At 73.1% G+C, this 17,716-nt stretch carries 10 protein-coding genes and 1 pseudogene; 7 read left to right on the top strand and 4 right to left on the bottom strand.

Features of this window, described 5'->3' with window-relative positions; all coding sequences use genetic code 11:
* Positions 1–143: 143 nt before the first annotated feature.
* Positions 144–506: pseudogene (locus ACFY00_RS37230) on the top strand (NUDIX domain-containing protein); the annotation flags it as partial.
* A 182-nt stretch (positions 507–688) separates the two neighbouring features.
* On the opposite strand, the gene ACFY00_RS37225 reads toward ACFY00_RS37230, so the two are convergent.
* The 3 genes from ACFY00_RS37225 to ACFY00_RS37215 form a co-directional block, all read right to left on the bottom strand.
* Positions 689–1,408 carry a methyltransferase gene (locus ACFY00_RS37225; RefSeq protein ID WP_388038451.1) on the bottom strand — a complete coding sequence of 240 codons (720 nt, stop codon included), beginning with the start codon at positions 1,406–1,408 and terminating at the stop codon, positions 689–691.
* 393 nt (positions 1,409–1,801) lie between these two features.
* Positions 1,802–2,605: a class I SAM-dependent methyltransferase gene (locus ACFY00_RS37220; protein WP_285739359.1), complete on the bottom strand. Its 804-nt coding sequence runs from the start codon at positions 2,603–2,605 to the stop codon at positions 1,802–1,804.
* A 29-nt stretch (positions 2,606–2,634) separates the two neighbouring features.
* The gene (locus tag ACFY00_RS37215; protein WP_388038457.1) at positions 2,635–7,920 is read right to left on the bottom strand and encodes a beta-ketoacyl synthase N-terminal-like domain-containing protein; all 5,286 of its coding nucleotides are present in this window, start codon (positions 7,918–7,920) and stop codon (positions 2,635–2,637) included.
* A gap of 1,641 nt (positions 7,921–9,561) precedes the next feature.
* Between ACFY00_RS37215 and ACFY00_RS37210 the strand changes: the two genes are divergently transcribed.
* From ACFY00_RS37210 to ACFY00_RS37185, 6 genes are all read left to right on the top strand, one after another.
* Entirely contained in the window at positions 9,562–9,954 is a 393-nt protein-coding gene (locus ACFY00_RS37210) for an SsgA family sporulation/cell division regulator (RefSeq protein ID WP_285739358.1), read from the top strand.
* Between the two features lie 47 nt (positions 9,955–10,001).
* Positions 10,002–11,126 (top strand): hypothetical protein, encoded by a 1,125-nt coding sequence (locus ACFY00_RS37205; RefSeq protein ID WP_387760213.1) that lies wholly within the window; start codon positions 10,002–10,004, stop codon positions 11,124–11,126.
* Between the two features lie 258 nt (positions 11,127–11,384).
* Positions 11,385–12,776: a tetratricopeptide repeat protein gene (locus ACFY00_RS37200; protein ID WP_285739356.1), complete on the top strand. Its 1,392-nt coding sequence runs from the start codon at positions 11,385–11,387 to the stop codon at positions 12,774–12,776.
* A 582-nt stretch (positions 12,777–13,358) separates the two neighbouring features.
* Complete coding sequence (locus tag ACFY00_RS37195; RefSeq protein ID WP_388038448.1) at positions 13,359–14,336, top strand: hypothetical protein; 978 nt, start codon at positions 13,359–13,361, stop codon at positions 14,334–14,336.
* Positions 14,337–14,684: 348 nt separating this feature from the next.
* Positions 14,685–15,971, top strand: a complete 1,287-nt coding sequence (locus tag ACFY00_RS37190) for an IS256 family transposase (protein WP_388038454.1) — start codon at positions 14,685–14,687, stop codon at positions 15,969–15,971.
* Between the two features lie 292 nt (positions 15,972–16,263).
* Positions 16,264–17,046 carry an IS5 family transposase gene (locus ACFY00_RS37185; RefSeq protein ID WP_285739353.1) on the top strand — a complete coding sequence of 261 codons (783 nt, stop codon included), beginning with the start codon at positions 16,264–16,266 and terminating at the stop codon, positions 17,044–17,046.
* Here the strand turns inward: ACFY00_RS37185 and ACFY00_RS37180 are convergent.
* Positions 17,012–17,506, bottom strand: coding sequence for a hypothetical protein (locus ACFY00_RS37180; RefSeq protein ID WP_285739352.1), 495 nt, complete (start codon positions 17,504–17,506; stop codon positions 17,012–17,014). The two genes, ACFY00_RS37185 and ACFY00_RS37180, sit on opposite strands and share 35 nt — an antisense overlap.
* Positions 17,507–17,716: the final 210 nt, after the last annotated feature.

Genomic DNA, 17,716 nt, shown 5'->3' with positions numbered 1-17,716 from the left:
CGACACGACACCTCGTCCCTGCCGCCGAAACGCCAAAACTATGCCTGAACTGCAGATATGCAGCCATCACTCTCGGAAAGACAACGGCTTCTGAGCTGCGCGCCAAGCTCCCGGCGGCGGGCCTGACCGGCCGGCCGGAGCCTGTGAACGCCTCCGCCGTCATCCACAACGGCCGCGGCGAGTACCTGCTGCACCTGCGGGACAATTTCGCACATATCTGGGCGCCTGGTGAGTGGAGTCTGCTGGGCGGTGGCCGGGAAGCGGGCGACGCCACGATCGAGGCGACGCTGCGGCGCGAACTCGCCGAGGAGGCCCCCGGGCTGCGCCTCGGCGCGGTCGAGCCGCTGACCGTCGAATGGACCACAGACCGGCACGGCCTGGCCGTCCCCATCCAGATCTTCACCACCCGCCGGGAGGGCCACCCCGACGACGCGGACCTACGCGAAGGCGTCCTGCTCCACTGGGTGAGCCCCGAGGACCTGCACCGCCTCCACCTGCGCGACTCCACTCGCCACCTCCTCCAGGAGCATGCCGCCACCCACGCCACCGTCCGCCCGCCCGCACCCCGAACCCAGCCCACTGCCGCCTCGGTGCGCCGCGCGGCCGCGGCGGACGCCGACGAGTTGGCGCCGCAGGCCCGGCAAGTTGCACGCCGACAATGCCTACGGCCACCGGCGGAAGGAGCGTTTCACCGGGTGCCTTCGAGGACGCCGTACGGGAAGGAGACGGGGCGGACGCTGCGCAGGGTGAGGCCGGCGGCGTCCAGGAGGGCTGCGTATTCGGTGACGGTCCGCTCCCGGCCGCCGGTGAGGACGAGCATGCTGATGTCGCTGACCAGGGCGGGAACGGCCTCTGCGGGGCTGTCGGGGATCATCCGGATCCGGCCGTCCTCGTTCATCGCCCGGGCGCAGTCGTGCAGGATCGTGGCGGCGCGGGTGTCGTCCCAGTCGTGGACGATGTTGGCCATGACGTAGACGTCGCCCCCCGTGGGGACGCGGTCGAAGAAGTCGCCCGGCTCGATCCGGCAGCGGCCGGCGAGGTCGGGGGCGGTGAGCAGCGTGTTGGGGCGGGAGGTGACGGCGGGGGAGTCGAACAGCACGCCGTCGAGGTGGGGGTGCTGCCGCAGGATCTGTGCCAGCAGCATCCCGTTGCCGCCGCCCACGTCGACGACGGTGCGGGCCCGGGAGAAGTCTCCGGCCTCGGCCACGGAGGGGGCGAAGGCGGCGGTGCGTTCCGCCATCGCGGCGTCGAAGGCGGCCCCGTGGTCCGGGTGGTCGCGCAGGTAGGAGAAGAGGTCCGTACCCAGGGCGGCGTCGAAGCCGGGTTCGCCGGTCTTGACGGTGTCCAGGATGGGCGCGAACGGGGCCACGCCGCCGAGCACCTCGGGGAGGGTGGCCCAGGAGCGCATGCTGGCCGGCACCCCGGTGCGCAGCCGCTCTCCCAGGACGGGTCGTGCCGAAGGTGCGGGAGCCGGTCTCCTCGAACACCCCCAGGGCGGTCGGCAGCCGCAGGACACGGTGGAGCGTGGGTTCGTGGGTGGCGGTGGCCCGGGCCAGTTCCCGGGTGGTCACCGGGCCGTCGGCGAGCAGGTCGGCGATCCCCAGTTCGGCCACGACGTGCAGGGCGCGGGAGATGTGGATGCCGCCGAGCAGCGAGAGCATGTGGTTGCGGCGGCGTGTTCTGCCTCGGTGGGGGCGTCCTGTTCATGGGGGAGTTCTCTTCAGGGTGTGCTGGCGGTTGGGTCGGAGGCACTCGGTTCCGGTTGCCGGGGCTTGCGGCGCAGGCTCCGGCAACCGGGGGGTCAGCGCTCGGGGCGGCGTCCCCAGGTGGTGAGCATGGTGATGAACGGTTCGTGGGTGCCGGGCCGGGAGAGGTGGCGCAGGGCGTCCCGGAGCGTCTCCGGGGCGAAGCCGTCGGCCAGCATGGCGGGTCCGCCCTCGCGGAGGGTGAGGGCGGTGAAGCGGCTGCAGTCGGGTTCCGTGTGGACGGTGGGGAAGTGGGCGGCTGTCCTGATGTCCCGCAGTCCGAGGTCGTGGAAGGCGCCCGGCCATCGAGAGGCGCAGTGCGGATCGGTGCCGATGGTCTCGGCCAGGTTCCGCCACAGTGCCTGGACGCTGGTGCGATAGGCGTCGTGGTGGGAGTGTTCGCCGCCCGTGGCCTCGGCGTCGGAGACGACGAGCAGACCGCCGGGTCTGAGCCAGGAGACCAGGCGCCGCAGGACGGTGTCGCGTTCGCGCAGGTGCATGAGGGTGAAGCGGCAGTGGACCAGGTCGAACCGGCCCGGGTCGAGGCCGGGGTCGGTGACGTCGCCCTGCAGGACGCGTACGTTCGGCGGCGCGGATCGGAGCAGGAAGTGGGTGTCGCGGTCGAGAGCGGTGACCTGGTACGGGCCGCCCGGCATTGCGGCCAGCCAGGTGCTGATGGTGCCGGTGCCCGCGCCGACGTCGAGGCAGGTCGCGTGCGGGGGGATGTCCAGTCCGGTGAGGACGGCGCGGCTGGCCGGGTCGAAGACGGTGGCCAGGTAGCCCAGGCGTTCGCCCTCGTCGGCGTTGGCGCTGGCGTAGAGGGACTCGCCGTACCGCTGCTGGGGGGGTTGTGCGGTCATGGTCGATCTCCTGGGTAGGGTGCCGCGCTTCAGGGCGCGTTCGAGTCGCTGCGGGCGAGTTGCCCGGCGGCGTAGCGGGCGATGGCGGCGACGGTGGGGTGGTTCCAGACCAAGGTGGCCGGCATCGGCGTGTGCAGGCGCTGTTCGAGCTGGACACGGAAGCGGACGGTGAGGAGGGAGTCCATTCCCAGCTGGGACAGGGGGCGGTTGTCCGGGAGGGCGTCCGGTTCGCCGCCGAGGACGCGGGCGGCCGCCCGCCGGACTTCGGCCGTGATCGCGTGCTCCAGTTCCGCGCCGTCGAGTCCGGCGAGGGGATCGGCCTGCGGCGCGGGGGCCTGCAGGTCGTCGGTGGGCAGGGGGAGGGCGCCGAGCAGGGGCGGGCGGAGGTCGGCGGCCTGGGGCTTCAGCGCCAGCACCGCGAAGTCCGCGGCGGCGGGGACGGTGGGCGCGCTGAGCAGGTGCGGCAGGTGGCGCAGGGCCTGGGCGGCGGTGATGTCGGCGGTGCCGCGGGCGGCGAGTTCGGCGTCGGTGGCCGCCGCGGAGGTGGACATGCCCTGGCCGCGCCAGCTGGTCCACGCGACGCTGACCGTCTCGTGGTGGCCGCCGGTGTTGCGGTGCCGGGCCAGGGCGTCCAGGAAGGAGTTGGCTGCGGCGTAGGAGCCCTGCCCGGGCAGGCCGAGCAGCGGTCCCAGGGAGGAGTAGAAGACCATGAAGTCCAGCTCCCCGGGCGGGAAGAGGCGGTGCAGGGCGAGGGCCCCGTCCACCTTGGGCCGCATGACGCGACCGAGCGCAGCTTCGTCGAGGTGCTGCAGCATGGCGCTCTCGACGGTTCCGGCGGCGTGCACCACGCCCCGGACCGGGGGGAGCTCCAGTCTCCGCAGCAGTCGCTGCAGGGCTGTCTCGTCGGCGACGTCGACGGCCGGGGCCAGGACGGTCGCCCCCTCGGCCTCCAGGGCCCGCACGGCGCGGATCCGCCGCTGGAGCGGCGAGCCCGGTTCGGCGCGGTCCCAGGTGTCGCGGGGCGGCAGGCCGGAGCGGGACAGCAGGAGCAGACGGCGGGCGCCCTGGGCTGTCAGGGTCGCGGCGGTCAGCAGGCCCAGGGCTCCGAGCCCGCCGGTGACGGCGTAGGTGGCGTCGGACTGGCAGGCTGCCGGGCGGGGTCGGGCGGACCTGCCGCTGGGGAGCAGGCGCCGCGCCTGCACGCCGCCCTCCCGGAGGCAGAGGATGTCCTCGGTGGGCCGCGCCGTCAGGAGGCGCAGCACCGTGGACGCGTCGGCATCGGTGAGGGCGCTGGCGGGCAGGTCGATGGTGCCGCCCCACCTGTCGGGGTGCTCACCTGCCGCGACCCGGCTCATCCCCCACAGCGGCGACCGGGCCAGCGCGGCCGATCCCTCGGCCTCGCGGACCCCGCGGGTCAGGCACCAGATCCGGGGCCCGCCGGGCGGCTGGCCGGGACCCAGGAGGGCGCGCAGGTGCCGGGAGAAGGCTGCCGCGGCTTCATGGGCCGCCTGGGCCGTCGGCAGGCCGTCCACGGTGCGGGCGACGAGGACGTGGTCGGCGCGGGCCGACTGCTCCGGCCGGAGGTCCGTGCTCGTTTCCAGGAGGGCCTCGGTCGGCGACCAGTGGTGCCGCAGTTCGTCCTCCAGCTGCCGGTCACCGACGAGCAGGACACGGGAAACGCGGGGCGGGACGGGGGCGGCCGGCACGTTCACGGGGAGCCAGCCGACGTCGGCGGCCACCAAGGTGGCGGCGTCCTGCTCGGGGTCCTCCAGCGGGGCGTAGCGCAGGCCGTGCAGTTCGGCCGAGGCCGGTCCGTCGGTGCCGGTCAGCCGGACGTCGGCGGTGTCGGGGCTGTCCGGCCGCCGGTGGACTTCGATCCGTGCCTCCGTCGGGGCGGGGGCGGTCAGGGACAGCCGGTCCAGGTGCGCGGGCATCCGCAGCAGCGGCGCGCCGCCGAAGACCAGGGACGCCAGCGACAGGGCCGCGTCGAGCAGGCTGGCCCAGCTCGCCGGGAACTCGTCCCCCTCCGGCACGGCCCGGGCGCGGGCCAGCAGCACCCCTTCGCCTCGGTGCAGGGAGATGATGTGCCAAGGGAAACCCATGGCGGCGACGCCGAGGTCGGACAGTTGCCGTACCACCCAGTCACGGGGCAGGGCCTGGTTTGCCGGGACCGCGGGCAGGGCCGGGGCCGCGCAGTCCCGCGTGCCGGACGCCGCCGTGGACGCGTTGGCGGACGTGGTGGCCACTGTGGCGGAGCAGTGGTGCTGCCAGGCCTCCGTATCGGCCTGGCCGGAGTCGTCGAGCAGGCGCGAGGAGAGGGTCAGCCTTCCGGCCTGCCCCAGCACCTGCAGTTCGCGGGCACCCTCGTGGGGCACGGCGACGGGGATGCGCAGGTCGACGTCGATCAGGTCGGGGAACGCATCGCCGTCGCCCAGTTCCCGGGCCGCGTGGGCGAAGGTGTGCAGCAGCACGGCCGCCGGGACGATCTCGGTGCCCGCCACGGGGTGCGCCCCGGGATAGGGGCGGCTGTCCCGCTCCAGTACGGTGCGCCACAGCCGTAGCGGCGGGTGGTGAACGGCCGTCACCTCGCCCAGCAGCGTGTGCGCCTGCGGGTCGTGGTACCGCGCGCAGGACCGCTCCGGTGCGGCGGAAGGTCCGGCGCGGTGGTGTGCGCGTTCCCAGACCGTGCCCGGGAGCCGGGTGAGTCGGCTGTGCGGGTGCAGGCGTTCCCAGTCCACCCGCGCGCCCTGGCAGTACAGGGCGGCCAGCGAGGAGAGGAGGACGGCGCGTTCGCCGCGCCCGCGGCGTAGCGTGGGCAGGACGACGGTGCCGTCGACGGGGGCGGTCTCCGTGATGGATCCGGCCACCACCGGGTGCGGCGAGACCTCCAGGAAGGTGCGGTGACCGTCCTCCGCCGCTGCCCGGACCGCCCCGGCGAAGCGCACCGGCTCGCGCAGGTTCCGCGCCCAGTAGGCGCTGTCCCGGGGCGGGGCCGAGCGGGGGTCGTCGCAGGCCGTCGCGTACAGCGGCAGGCGCGGTGCGCGCGGGCTCAGGTCGGTCAGGGCCTGTTCGAGCCGCCGGGCGGGCACCTCCATCTGCGGGCTGTGGAAGGCCACGGTCGACTTGACCGGCCGTACTCCGTGTCCGGCCCGCTCCCACTGCCCGCACCAGCGTTCTACGGCCTCGGCCGTTCCGGACACCACGGTCGTGGTGGGAGACGCCTCGACCGCGCAGGAGATGTCCTCGCACCCCTTCAGGTCGCGCGCGACCTCCTCGGACGGCAGGGTGACCATCGCCATGGCACCCAGGCCGTCGAAGGCCCGCAGCAGGGCTGAGCGGCGGCAGACGAGGCGGGCCCCCTCCTCCTCGGTCAGCACGCCGGCGACTACCGCGGCGGAGATCTCCCCCACGGAGTGGCCGATCACCGCCCCCGGCCGCAGCCCGTACCAGCGCCACAGCTCCGCGAGTCCCAGCTGCACCGCGACCAGGGTGGCCTGGATCCGGTCCACGCCGTCCAGGGATCCGTCCTCGATGACCTGGCGGGGGGTGAAGCCGATCTCCTCCTGGTACCAGGGGCCGAGCCGGTCGATGGTACGGGCGAACACGGGCTCCTGGACGAGGAGTTCCCGGCCCATCCCGACCCACTGCGAGCCGTGCCCGGAGAACACCCAGACCGCGTCCTGCGCCTGCGCGGCGGGCGCGTCCGCGATGACCGCGCCCGGTGTGCCGGGGCCGTCCGGATCGGCGACTGCGCGCAGACCGGCGACCAGGGTGGCCCGGTCGTCGGCCACGACGGCCGCGCGACAGGGGAGGTGGGCGCGGCGCAGCGCCATGGTGTGGCCGATGTCCGCGAGTTCCGCCGTGGGCCGTGACAGCGCCTCGGCGAGTTCACGCGCGTGGACCTGCAGCGCGGCGGGGCTGCCCGCTGACAGCGGGTACACGCGCGGCTCCTGCGCCGCCGGTGCGGCCGGGCCGTCCGGTGCGGCGGCCCGCCGGTGGGGCGCTTCCTCCAGCACTACGTGGGCGATGGTGCCGCCGTAGCCGTACGACGCCACGCCGGCCCGCAGCGGCCGTCCGTCGCGCGGCGCCAGCGCCGTGCGCCCCGTGACCAGCCGCAGGCCCGATGCCTCCCAGTCGATGGCGTCCGTCGGGCCGGAGAACACCTGGTTGGGCGGGACCGTCCGGTTCCGCAGGACCAGCACGGCCTTGATCAGCCCGGCTATCCCGGCCGCGGCCTCCAGGTGTCCGATGTTGCCCTTCACCGCACCGACCAGGCAGGGCCCGCTCCCGGCCCGACCCGGCCCCAGCACCGCTGCGAGCGCCCTTGCTTCGAGCGGGTCTCCCGCGCGGGTGCCCGTTCCGTGCGCCTCGACGTAGTCCACCTCCGCCGGGTCCACCCCGGCCGCGGCGTAGGCGCGGCGCAGCAGGTGCTCCTGCGCGGACCCGCTGGGCGCCATGATGCCCTCGGTGCGGCCGTCCTGGTGGACGGCGCTACCCCTGATCAGCGCGAGGACCTCGTCGCGGTCCCGCACCGCGTCGGACAGCCTCTTCAGGACCACGACCCCGCACCCCTCGCCGCGCCCGTAGCCGTCCGCGGCGGCGTCGAAGGGCTTGGAACGACCGTCGGGGGCCAGCGCGCCGGCCCGGTCCAGCACCACGGTCAACCCCGGTCCCGTCATCAGCATCACGCCGCCGGCCAGCGCCAGGGGGCACTCGCCTGCCCGCAGGCTCAGGCACGCCTGGTGGAGCGCGACCAGCGACGAGGAGCAGGCGGTGTCGACGGCCATGCTCGGACCGCGGAGGTCCAGGGTGTGCGAGATCCGGTTCGCCACCCCGCACAGCGACGCACCGATCCCGGTCCACGCCTCGATCCCGGCCAGGTCCTCCAGCAGGGGCCGCCCGTAGTCGTCCGACCCGACCCCCATGAACACCCCGGCGTCCCCGCCCGCCAGCGCTTGCGGATCGATCCCGGCGTGCTCCAGCGCCTGCCACGCCACCTCCAGGGCCATCCGCTGCTGGGGGTCCATCAACCTCGCCTCACGCGGGGCGATCCCGAAGAACGGCGCGTCGAAGCCGTAGATGTCCCCGGCGAGGAACGATCCCGACCGCGTGGCCGAGGCCAGCACCCGGTCCTGCGCCGGGCCGCGGCCCGCGTAGTCGGCCCACCGCTCCTCCGGAACCGGGCCCACGCTCTCGCCGCCCTCCAGCAGCAGCTTCCAGTACCCGTCGAGCGTTGCCGCCCGGCCCGGGAACCGGCAGGCGGCCCCGACGACGGCGATGGCTTCCACCTCGCGGCCCGTCACCTTTGCTTCCATGGTCAACTCCAGACGTTCTCGTTCAGCTTTTCATTTCAGCGAATGGCGGGGAGATTTTTCGACCGCGCACGCCATGAGCCGGAAATACCGCCGACCACGCTTCGCCACGATCGGCCGGTCAATCAAATACGCCGGTTTCCCGCCCTGCGGCGCCTTACCGTACGAGCACGGCTCGGGAAGGAATGCCGGACCAGCCAGCCGATCAGATCGGTCGGGTGTCTGTCGCCGACGCACGGGACGCACCACGGGAAAGATGCAGGCGAACTGATGCCATTCATTCACCGACGACCCGCGGGCCCGTGGCGATCCGGCGGCGGCTGGTCGAAGGCCGTCGAGCGTCGCCGTCCACACCGACTGCCGCGCCCAGCGGCAGGCCCGCCTCGCGCAGGGGCAGAGGGCACTACCGCTCTTCGTCGAGACTGCTGTCCCGAAAAGCGCTCAGGCACTGGCTCCGGAGTGGGCACCCGGCACGTCTGCCACTACGAGCAGGGGTGCCGGTGAGGCCCGTTTCGCACCCTGGCCCGGCGATGCTCCGCCGGGCCGCCGGACCCGCAGGACGGCGAGGTGCCCGGTCAGGGCGGGGCCGCCCCCGGTCCGCTCCGTACGCCGATCACGGCGCGGTGGTGGAATCCGTACAACGGTTGATCACTCTCCTTGCTTTCCGAGGATGGATCTCCATGTCCGGGGGCCACGGAAAACAGCCACCACCGACACGGGGCCCGAATACGCCGGTCGATCCGCGATGGGTGATCAATCCGGTGAATTCAGCCGGGGGCATTCGAGGTGTCGGCCCGCCGGAACTTCGGATCGGCGGCAACTCGTCCTGTTTCGCTCCCCATGGGGCGAGACCGCTCCGCGCGTTCCCCACCTGATCCGATTAAAGCCTCGGAGGGATCTTTTTTCATACCTCCGGAAAGATGTCTGCGGTGAAACCCGGCACGCGCTGAAACCGCGGGCCCAGGAGCGGGCCACCCGTGTGACCCATGAGACCGACAGGGCCCATGGTGCGACTGCTGGGGCTGGGGTTGCTCGGGAGGGCCAGTGGGAGGGCCCGCCTCCCTCCCCCTGCGATCCCGGTGCCGCACGCCGCACGCCATGCGCACGCCCGTACGGGCGCACCTGCTCTCCCCCGCGCCCCTGCCGCCGCCGGAACGAGGGGCGACCGATCCCGACGTGCCGCAGCCTCGCGCCCGGCCTGCCCGCACGTGGCGCCGTGCGCACCCGGCCGAGCCCCGGTCCGGGCGGAAGAGGGACGCGCTTGCAGCGAGGTCGCCCCACCGCGCCCGGGAACAACCGCGGACCGGAGAAGGGCGGGCCCTGGTCGGCTCCGGTCGGGCCGGGCTGCGACCTGCTCGGCCGCGAGGTCCCCTCCAAGCGCGGTCACCTTCGAACCCGACGCCACCCGATCGTGTACGCCCTGCCAGTGGAGCCGGCAGCGGCGCCGTCCCCTACGGGCCGAAGCCGACCTGCGCGTCAACATCTCGCCGACCAGCGCGCACCCGCGGCCCGCCCTCGGCCGGACGTGGCCGGGGCGGGCGTAGCGTGGTCGGCTCCCACCGGCCGTGCGAGTGCTGTGCGGCCGGCTGGTGCGCGGATCGGCCCGGAAGGGGTGGCGTGGTGGGCGGTTGGACGGTGAGAGCGGTGCGGGTCAGGTTCCCGGAGAGCCCTTCCCCGGACCTGGAGGTGGACGCGCTGCTGCGCTACGCCAGCCAGGACCCGTTCGCGGTGTGCCTGACCTTCCCCTTCGACGACGGTTTCGTGGAGCGGTACTTCTGCCGGGGCTTGCTGGAGATCGGCCGCCACCAGGAGGCCGGCCTCGGCGACGTCACCATCGCCCCCGGCAAGAGCGGCACCGTGATCGTTCGCCTGCACGGCGCCCACGGCTCCACTTCCGTCGTCGTCCCCACAGACGACCTCGGCGCCTTCCTCGCCGACGCCTACGCACTGGTCCCCGTCGGCGCCGAGCACCTGCACCTCGACCTGGACACCGTCCTCGTCCGCCTCCTCGCCCCGCCACGGCGCAAAGACGCCTGAGCGCAGCGGAACTGACACATCGAAGAATCGGCAAGAAGCAGGAACCCATGAACAGGACACGGCTTTCGGAAGTCTTCGCGCTGCCAGGGCTCGGGGACGAGGACCTCTACGCGGTCAGCGGCTTCGTCCATCCCGTCCGCGGCCCAGTGCGCTGCCCGGCCGCCCCGCTGGTCGCCGCGGTGCCGACGGAGGACGGACTCCCCCTGGCGGTTCGGGACCTCGGCCCGGTTCCCGTCGGGTCGGCCGGCCCGGGCCGGTCCGGGGTGCTGGTGAGCACGACGTACCTGGACGGCGACGGCGACGCGACCGGGATCGCGGTCGTCGGCGGCTCCTGCCGGACCGGGGCGGCGCAGGCCCTGGTCCGGTCCTGGTCCGCAGCGCTCAGGACCCGGCGCGCGATGGTGGCCCGCCCGCCCCGGCCCTGCCCCGACAGCCCTTACGCAGTCGTCGAGCTACCCGTCCCGCGCGACGGCTCCGCACCGCCCGCCCACCCCGGCGCAGCGACGCCCTGCCCCGCGCCCGCCCTCGCCGGGGCCGCGGTCCGCCGCTACCTCGACGAGGGCGACGCCGTCCTGCTGGTCGGCCCGGGCCGCTCCCGGCCCTGGGCCCCGGACGGCCGTGTGCTCGAACTGGCCCGGGTCGAGGACGTCGAACGGCTCGTGCTGCCCGTCGGCGTCCGGCCCGCGTTCGTGGTCCGGCCCTGCGCCGTCGTCGACGACGTCACCCCTCTGCTGACCGCGCTGCGGGCCAGGTTCCCCGAACTGCGCGGCCAGCACCCCGACCAGTGGTGCCACCGGGCTTCCGCGACCCGCTGGGCGCACCGGGCGGTCGCCGCGGCGAGCGACCTGACCCTGCTGCTCGGAGAGGCCCGGGTGGATGCCGCCACCCTGCCGACGGGCGCGCGGGTGCGCCGGGTCCGCGGGCTCGGCGACCTGCTGCCGGCGGAACTCGCCGCCGCCGCAACCGTCGGCCTGATCCCGGCCGCTCCTGCCGTCGGCACGGCGAACGGGGACGACATGGACACCGCGCTGCTGGACGCGGTCCTACAGGTACTCACCGGGCTGGGTCCGCTCGGCATCGTCGAGCACCGGGTGTGGACCGAGGTGGTCCCCCTTCCCACAGCGCCGTCCGCGCCCGTCTGCGCCGACCGCGCGCCCCGGCACCGGGACTGATCGCGCGCCCTTCGGGCACCGGCACGCAGGCGAAGGCGAAGGCGGAGGGAGGGTGCGCCGCCTGGTGCGGCCCGTGGCGTTGAAAATCACGGTCCGCTGAAACCGCCCTCCGGCCGTCCTCCCTGGTCACCGCGGTGGCCCGCGGCAGCCTCCACCGCGGGCCACCGCCTTTCTGGTGGTGCGGCAGCGGGACGTGTCACCATGCGGACTGGAACCCGACCGGAGTCCCGCACGCGTACCCGGACGTAAGGGGTGTGCATGACATCGCCGCGCCGCCCGAACGATTCGCTACGGGCCCTGCTGGCCGAGGCCCGTTGGAGCGCGGCCGACCTGGCCACCGAAGTCAACCGGGCCGGCTGGGAGAGCGGTAGGCCCCTCGGTTTCGACCGCTCGACCGTCGCCCACTGGCTCTCCGGAACCCGCCCCCGCGGAACTACCCCGCAGCTGATCACTGAGGCGCTCTCCCGCCGCCTGGGCCGGGTCGTCACCTTGGCGGAGGCGGGCCTGGACCGCACCGCGCCCGCCGTGCCCGCCCTGCCTGCCGCCCCGGCCCGCCCGGTCGAACTGACCCTGCGCCAACTCGCCCAGTCGAGTCGGCGGGCGAGTCGGCAGACGGAGGAACCGGCCGCCTACTCCGTCGCGCTGCTCGACCTCCCGAGCCTGGCACCCGCCGACGGTACGGACGCTGCCCACGTCCCCGGCCCACGGCCTGCGCCCCCCGCCACTCCCCCGTCGCACCGGCCCGTCGAGCGGCACGAGGTCGAGGCGGTCGAGACGCTGGCCCAGCTCTTCCACTCCTGCGACATCACCTTCGGCGGCGGCCACAGCCGCACCGCCCTGGCCGGCTACCTGTCCGCCGACCTCGGACCCAAGCTGCGCCGCCCGGCCCCGCCCGCGCTGCGCCGCCGCCTGCTCACCGCCGCCTGCCGACTCGCCTACCTGTGCGCGTTCATGCACTTCGACGACAACCTCCAGGTCCTCGCCCAGCGCTACTACCTGGTGGCGCTGGGACTGGCCGCGGAGAACAACTCACCGCTCGACTACGCGATCGCGCTGCGCGGCCTGTCGGTGCAGGCGGACGCGCTCGGGCACAGCGCCGAGGCCACCACGCTCGCCGAACGGGCCCTGGAAACCCTGCGACACGACCCGCTGCGGCAGGCCTTCGTCCACGGGCAGCTCGCCGTCGCGCAGGCCCATCGGCACGCCAGGACCGAGGCCTTGAGATCCCTCGACGCGGCCGACGACCTGTTGGACGGGCGCAACAACGCAGCGGACGAAGTGGTCGGACGCTACCACCGCGGTGCGCTGCTGCGGCAGCGCGCCACGGTGCTGGAGGCACTCGGCGACCCAGCCGGCGCGCTGACGGCCCTGGGGAGATCGCTGCGCTTCCGCCCGCAGGAGGAGCACCGCTCGCGCGCCGTCGTGCTGGCCGACCTGGGCCGCCTGCACCTTCAGGCCGGACACCTCACCGAGGCGGTCGACAGCTGGCACCGCCTGCTCGACGAGTACCCGCCCCTGCACAGCCGACGAGTGGACCGCGCGCTGACCGCCGTGCGCGGACAGCTGCGCCCGTACGCCGACGACGCCCGGGTACGGGGCCTGCTGCACCGCCTGGCCGGCCCACGCGTCCCCCTGCAGCACCAGCCCTGACAGACCCGCTGTGTCAGCGGGCCGCCGGGTGTTCGTGGCGAACAGGGCGGCCAGGACGGTGCCGATCTCCGAACCGGTGCCGTGGAGGCATGCGGCAGTGCTGCAGGCCAGGACGCTGCCCGGACCTGCCTCGATGAAGTAGCGGAAACCGGCCGCGACCAGGGGCGAGTGTGCGGGGCAGGCAGGTGGGCAGGTCAGGCAGCCGACGAGGCGGGCGGGCAAGTCGTCGTCCGGGGTGTAGTAGGCGGGACTCCCGGCCCGAAGCTTTCTGCTCAGTGCGCCAAGGATGAGGCCCGCCACCAATCGCAATGGTGAAACAGGACCGACGCTGGGAAGGGCACCCCCGTACAACGACGCAGCCCTCCACCACCCAGGGCGCCCGGACCACTCGCCGGAGAACAGACGGCGCACGAGGTGTACCCCGCCGCGCCCTCCACGACTCCGTACCCCCGGAAGTGACCCACTACCCCTCCATCGATCCGATACACCAGTCCGAGGACCTGGCATACAGTGCGCCGCAAGCGAAAGCCCTCGGAAGGGAAGGCAGTTGATGAAACGTTTCTCCTTGGCTGGTGTAATCGCATGACCGCAGAGAACCGTCGCACGCCGGGGTCCCACCGCCCCGGGCGCCCAGTCGACGCCCCGCCCCTCGCCGTCCCCCTGCTCTCCACCGGTCCGCTCGGCACCGCCGACGTGGAACGGGCCGAGGCGGCCCTCCTCGCCTTCCACCGCTCCGACCTCGCCCACGGCGGCGGCCGGGACCGCCGCCAGCTGGCCGCGTACCTGGCTCGCGAAGTCCTGCCCCGTCTCCGACGGCCCGGCCCGACTGCCGTGCGGCTGCGGATGTACCAGGTCGCCGGACAACTCGCTTACCTGTGCGGCTTCATGCACATCGACGACCACCGCCACGAGCAGGCCCGGCGGTACTACGCGACCGCGCTGCGCCTGGCCACCCTCGGCGGGGTGCCCACCGACCGCGCCGTGGTGCTGCGCGGCATGTCCGTCAGGGCCCTCGCGCTCGGCGACGGCCCGGGCGCCCTCGACCTGGCCTGGGCCGCCACCCGCTGCGCCGCCCCAGCCGGTCAACGGTCTTTCCTATTAGGCCAGTTGGCCGTCGCGCTGGCCCGGAACGGCGCCCGCCACCAAGCCCTGCGGGCGCTCACCTCGGCCGAACGCTTCCTGGACCGGGCCACCGGTCCTGCCGACGCCGCGGTCGGCGTCTTCCACCAGGCCGCGCTCCTGCGGCAGGAAGCCGCCGTCCGCGAACTGCTCGGCGACCTGGCCGGCGCGGTCACCGCTCTTCAGCACTCGCTTCCCCACCGGCCGCCCGAGGAGGTCCGTTCGTATGCCATCGTCCTCACCGACCTCGCCGTCCTGCTGGAACGCACCGGACACCTCACCGAGGCCACCGCCACTTGGCACGACGCCCTCGACCTCAGCCCTCACCTCTCCAGCGCCCGCGTCGACCGGGCCGTCACCGCCATGCGCGCCCGTCTGCGCCCGAACGCCGCACAACCCGCCGTCCACGCCCTCCTGGAACGCACCGACCACCGGGCGTGAGCCACCCCTCGGGCTTACCGCTATCATGGCGGCCGCCGCGCTCGCCGACACCGCCACCACGCTCGCCATCTCCGGCACCACCGATGACCACCACCCCCATCGGCCGCCGGGGCTGCTGTCACCGCGCCGGGAATGCTCAGAGCCGAACCTGTCAGGCTGCGCATCTCCTCCCTCGACACCGCGCTGCTACCGCTCGCCCTCGACCCTACGGCGCCCTGCAGCCCCACCCCTCGACCAGGGCGGCACCGTGGGCTGGGCCGTGGCTGCGGCCCACGCTGTCAACTGTCAGGGGGTCTGTAAAAAGAACGGTGTAACTCCCGATCAAGGAAGTAGCACCTGATGACAGACGTGACCGTCTCGGCCGAGGCCGTGGAGGCCGTGCGGCCGGTGGAGTTGCAGTCGGACGCCCTGGACGACCAGTTGATCGGGCAGCTCGTCGACCGGGCCCGCGCGAGCGGGCTGCAGCTCACCGGCACCGGAGGTCTGCTCCAGCAGCTCACGAAGAAGCTCCTGGAGTCCGCCCTCGAGGGCGAGATGACGGACCACCTCGGCTACGAGAAGCACGACCCGGCCGGGTCCGGCAGCGGCAACTCCCGCAACGGCATCCGCTCGAAGACCGTACTGACCGAGGTCGGTCCGGTTCAGATCGACGTCCCCCGCGACCGCGAGGGCTCTTTCGAGCCGCAGCTGGTCCGCAAGCGCCAGCGGCGCCTTTCCGGGGTCGATGAGATGGTGCTGTCGCTGTCCGCGCGTGGTCTGACGCACGGTGAGATCTCCGCGCACCTGGCCGACGTCTACGGCGCGGAGGTGTCCAAGCAGACCATCTCCACCATCACCGACCAGGTGATCGAGGGCATGTCCGAGTGGCAGAACCGGCCGCTCGACCCGGTCTATCCGGTGGTGTTCATCGACTGCGTGCACGTGAAGCTCCGCGACGGCCAGGTCGCCAACCGGCCGATCTACGTGGCGCTCGCGGTCACCGTCGAGGGCACCCGGGAGATCCTCGGACTGTGGGCCGGCGACGGCGGGGAAGGCGCCAAGTACTGGCTGCACGTGCTGACCGAGATCAAGAACCGCGGCGTCGCGGATGTCTGCATGGTCGTCTGCGACGGGCTCAAGGGCCTTCCGGATGCCATCGCCGCGGTCTGGCCGCAGGCCGTCACCCAGACCTGCATCGTCCACCTGATCCGGGCCTCGTTCCGCTACGCGGCCCGGCAGGACTGGGACAAGGTCTCCAAGGCGCTCAAGCCCGTCTACACCGCGCCGACGGAGGACGCCGCACTGGAGCGGTTCGTGGAGTTCACCGAGGCCTGGGGCCGGAAGTATCCGGCGATCGTGCGGCTCTGGGAGAACGCCTGGGCCGAGTTCGTGCCGTTCCTGAGCTTCGACGCCGAGGTCCGGCGGGTCATCTGCACCACGAACGCGATCGAGTCCGTGAACGCGCGAATCCGCAAGGCCGTCCGCTCGCGCGGGCACTTCCCGAACGAGCAGGCGGCCCTGAAGTGCGTCTACATGGCGATCGTGTCCCTCGACCCGACCGGAGCCGGACGCAAACGCTGGACGACCCGTTGGAAGGCCGCGCTCAACGCCTTCGAAATCGCCTTCGACGGCCGACTCTCCGCCGACCGCCGCTAACTCAACCCAACCGAGTTACACCGTTCAATGGACAGACCCGATCTTGGTGGACGTAGGTTCGACTGGAACAGCTCGGTCGGGTGATCTTGCCGCGTGCCGAGCATGAAGACAGGGCCTCTGGTGCAGCTCGGGGTTGTCGAGACCTTGAGCGCGCCAGGAGGCCCTGTTGTCGCAGTTGTACGCCCTTGCGCCGGTCGGCTCCAACTCGGCGGCTCGTGAGTGTGATTGCCTCGCTCACCGGTTCGGGAACGCCGGCAACCGGCCGTACAGGCGGCCGAGATATCCGTCCGACATGAGCGACGCGGAGTGGGCGGTGGTGCGTGACGCGATGCCCGTTCCGCGGTGGTTGGAGGGCAGGGGCGGGCAGCCGGAGGGCTACTGCCACCGGCAGATGGTCGACGCGGTGCGCTACCTGGTCGCGGGCGGCATCACCTGGCGGGCGATGCCCGCGGACTTTCCCGCCTGGGACCGCGTCTACGCGTTCTTCCGGCGCTGGCGGGACAAGGGTCTGGTCGGCGAGTTCCACGACCGGCTGCGGGACCGGGTCCGCGAGGCGGCAGGCCGGGATCCGGAGCCGACCGCGGGCATCATCGACGCCCAGTCGGTGAAGGGCGCCGCGTCCGTGCCGGCCGCCACGCGGGGATTCGACGGCGGGAAGAAGGTCAACGGCCGCAAGCGCCACATCGTGGTCGACACCCTCGGGCTGCTGCTGGCGGTGCTGGTCACCGCGGCCTCTGTCACCGACCGGGACGCGGGGCAGGCCCTGCTGGCCCGGCTGCGTCAGCGACACTGGCGCATCACGCTGGTGTGGGCCGACGGCGGCTACACCGGACGCCTGGTCGACTTCACCCGCGACGTCCTGCGGATCATGCTGAGCGTGGTCAAACGCAACGACGACGTCACCGGGTTCACTGTGCTGCCCAAGAGGTGGCTGGTCGAGCGGTCGTTCGCGTGGCTGATGCGCTCACGCCGCCTGGCCCGCGACTACGAGACGCGCACCGACAGCTCGGAGGCGGTAATCCGCTGGTCGATGAGCATGGTCATGAGCCGCCGCCTCGCCCGGCGGGCACGCTGAACAGTCCCGGGCTCGTCTCGACCAGCCAGCCCCGCGCGGCCAGGCGTTTCGCCTTCGACCGCACTCCCTCCACCTTCGCCGGAACCGGCTCCAGGCCGAGTGCTACGGCGAGTTGCCGACAGTCCATCGTCTCCCCGCCCGACCCGCCGCCACCGGCCAGGATGTCCATGATCCGCCGGTAGTCCGGCGCCAGCACCGTCGAGGCGAGCCCTTCCCGCCAGTGCGGCACCACCGAACCGGGCACCGCCGCCACGGCCCGCGCCTGCCGCTTGCCGGCCGCCACGACCGGGGGCACCTCCCCGCCTGCGAGAGGTTCCGCCAGGACCTCGGCCACCGTCTCACGGGCGATCACGAACCGCTCCCACACGGCCTCGGCCTCCCGCAGCTCGGCCTGAAGGGCCTCCACCCGCCGCCGGGCAGCGCGTTCACGCTCCTCCAGCAACCCCATCACCGACGGCATCCCGGCACCTCCACCGAAGAGACGACACGACACCCCGTCCCTGCCACCGAAACACCGCCACTATGCCTGACCAGCGGAAACGCACCCGTCACTCTCGGAAAGACAACGGCTTCTAAGCTTGGCGTTTATCCTCGTCGGCTTTGATGTTCCTTGATCGAGTCGGCTCGTTTGGCCGTCTTGCCGACGTTGTGGCGTGGGGCCCGTTGCTTG

Origin of the sequence: Kitasatospora sp. NPDC001540, assembly GCF_042894345.1 — a bacterium.
GTDB classification, from domain to species: Bacteria; Actinomycetota; Actinomycetes; order Streptomycetales; family Streptomycetaceae; genus Kitasatospora; species Kitasatospora phosalacinea_C.
Note: the sequence above shows the minus strand (reverse complement) of the source record. Positions and strands in the feature narration are given on the sequence as shown.

Bases quoted from the DNA above. Each gene is read 5' to 3' on its own strand.
- ACFY00_RS37185 (WP_285739353.1), top strand. From the start codon at position 16,264: ATGAGCGACGCGGAGTGGGCGGTGGTGCGTGACGCGATGCCCGTTCCG.
- ACFY00_RS37200 (WP_285739356.1), top strand. From the start codon at position 11,385: ATGACATCGCCGCGCCGCCCGAACGATTCGCTACGGGCCCTGCTGGCC.
- ACFY00_RS37215 (WP_388038457.1), bottom strand. From the start codon at position 7,920: ATGGAAGCAAAGGTGACGGGCCGCGAGGTGGAAGCCATCGCCGTCGTC.
- ACFY00_RS37180 (WP_285739352.1), bottom strand. From the start codon at position 17,506: ATGCCGTCGGTGATGGGGTTGCTGGAGGAGCGTGAACGCGCTGCCCGG.
- ACFY00_RS37220 (WP_285739359.1), bottom strand. From the start codon at position 2,605: ATGACCGCACAACCCCCCCAGCAGCGGTACGGCGAGTCCCTCTACGCC.
- ACFY00_RS37195 (WP_388038448.1), top strand. From the start codon at position 13,359: ATGACCGCAGAGAACCGTCGCACGCCGGGGTCCCACCGCCCCGGGCGC.
- ACFY00_RS37205 (WP_387760213.1), top strand. From the start codon at position 10,002: ATGAACAGGACACGGCTTTCGGAAGTCTTCGCGCTGCCAGGGCTCGGG.
- ACFY00_RS37225 (WP_388038451.1), bottom strand. From the start codon at position 1,408: ATGCGCTCCTGGGCCACCCTCCCCGAGGTGCTCGGCGGCGTGGCCCCG.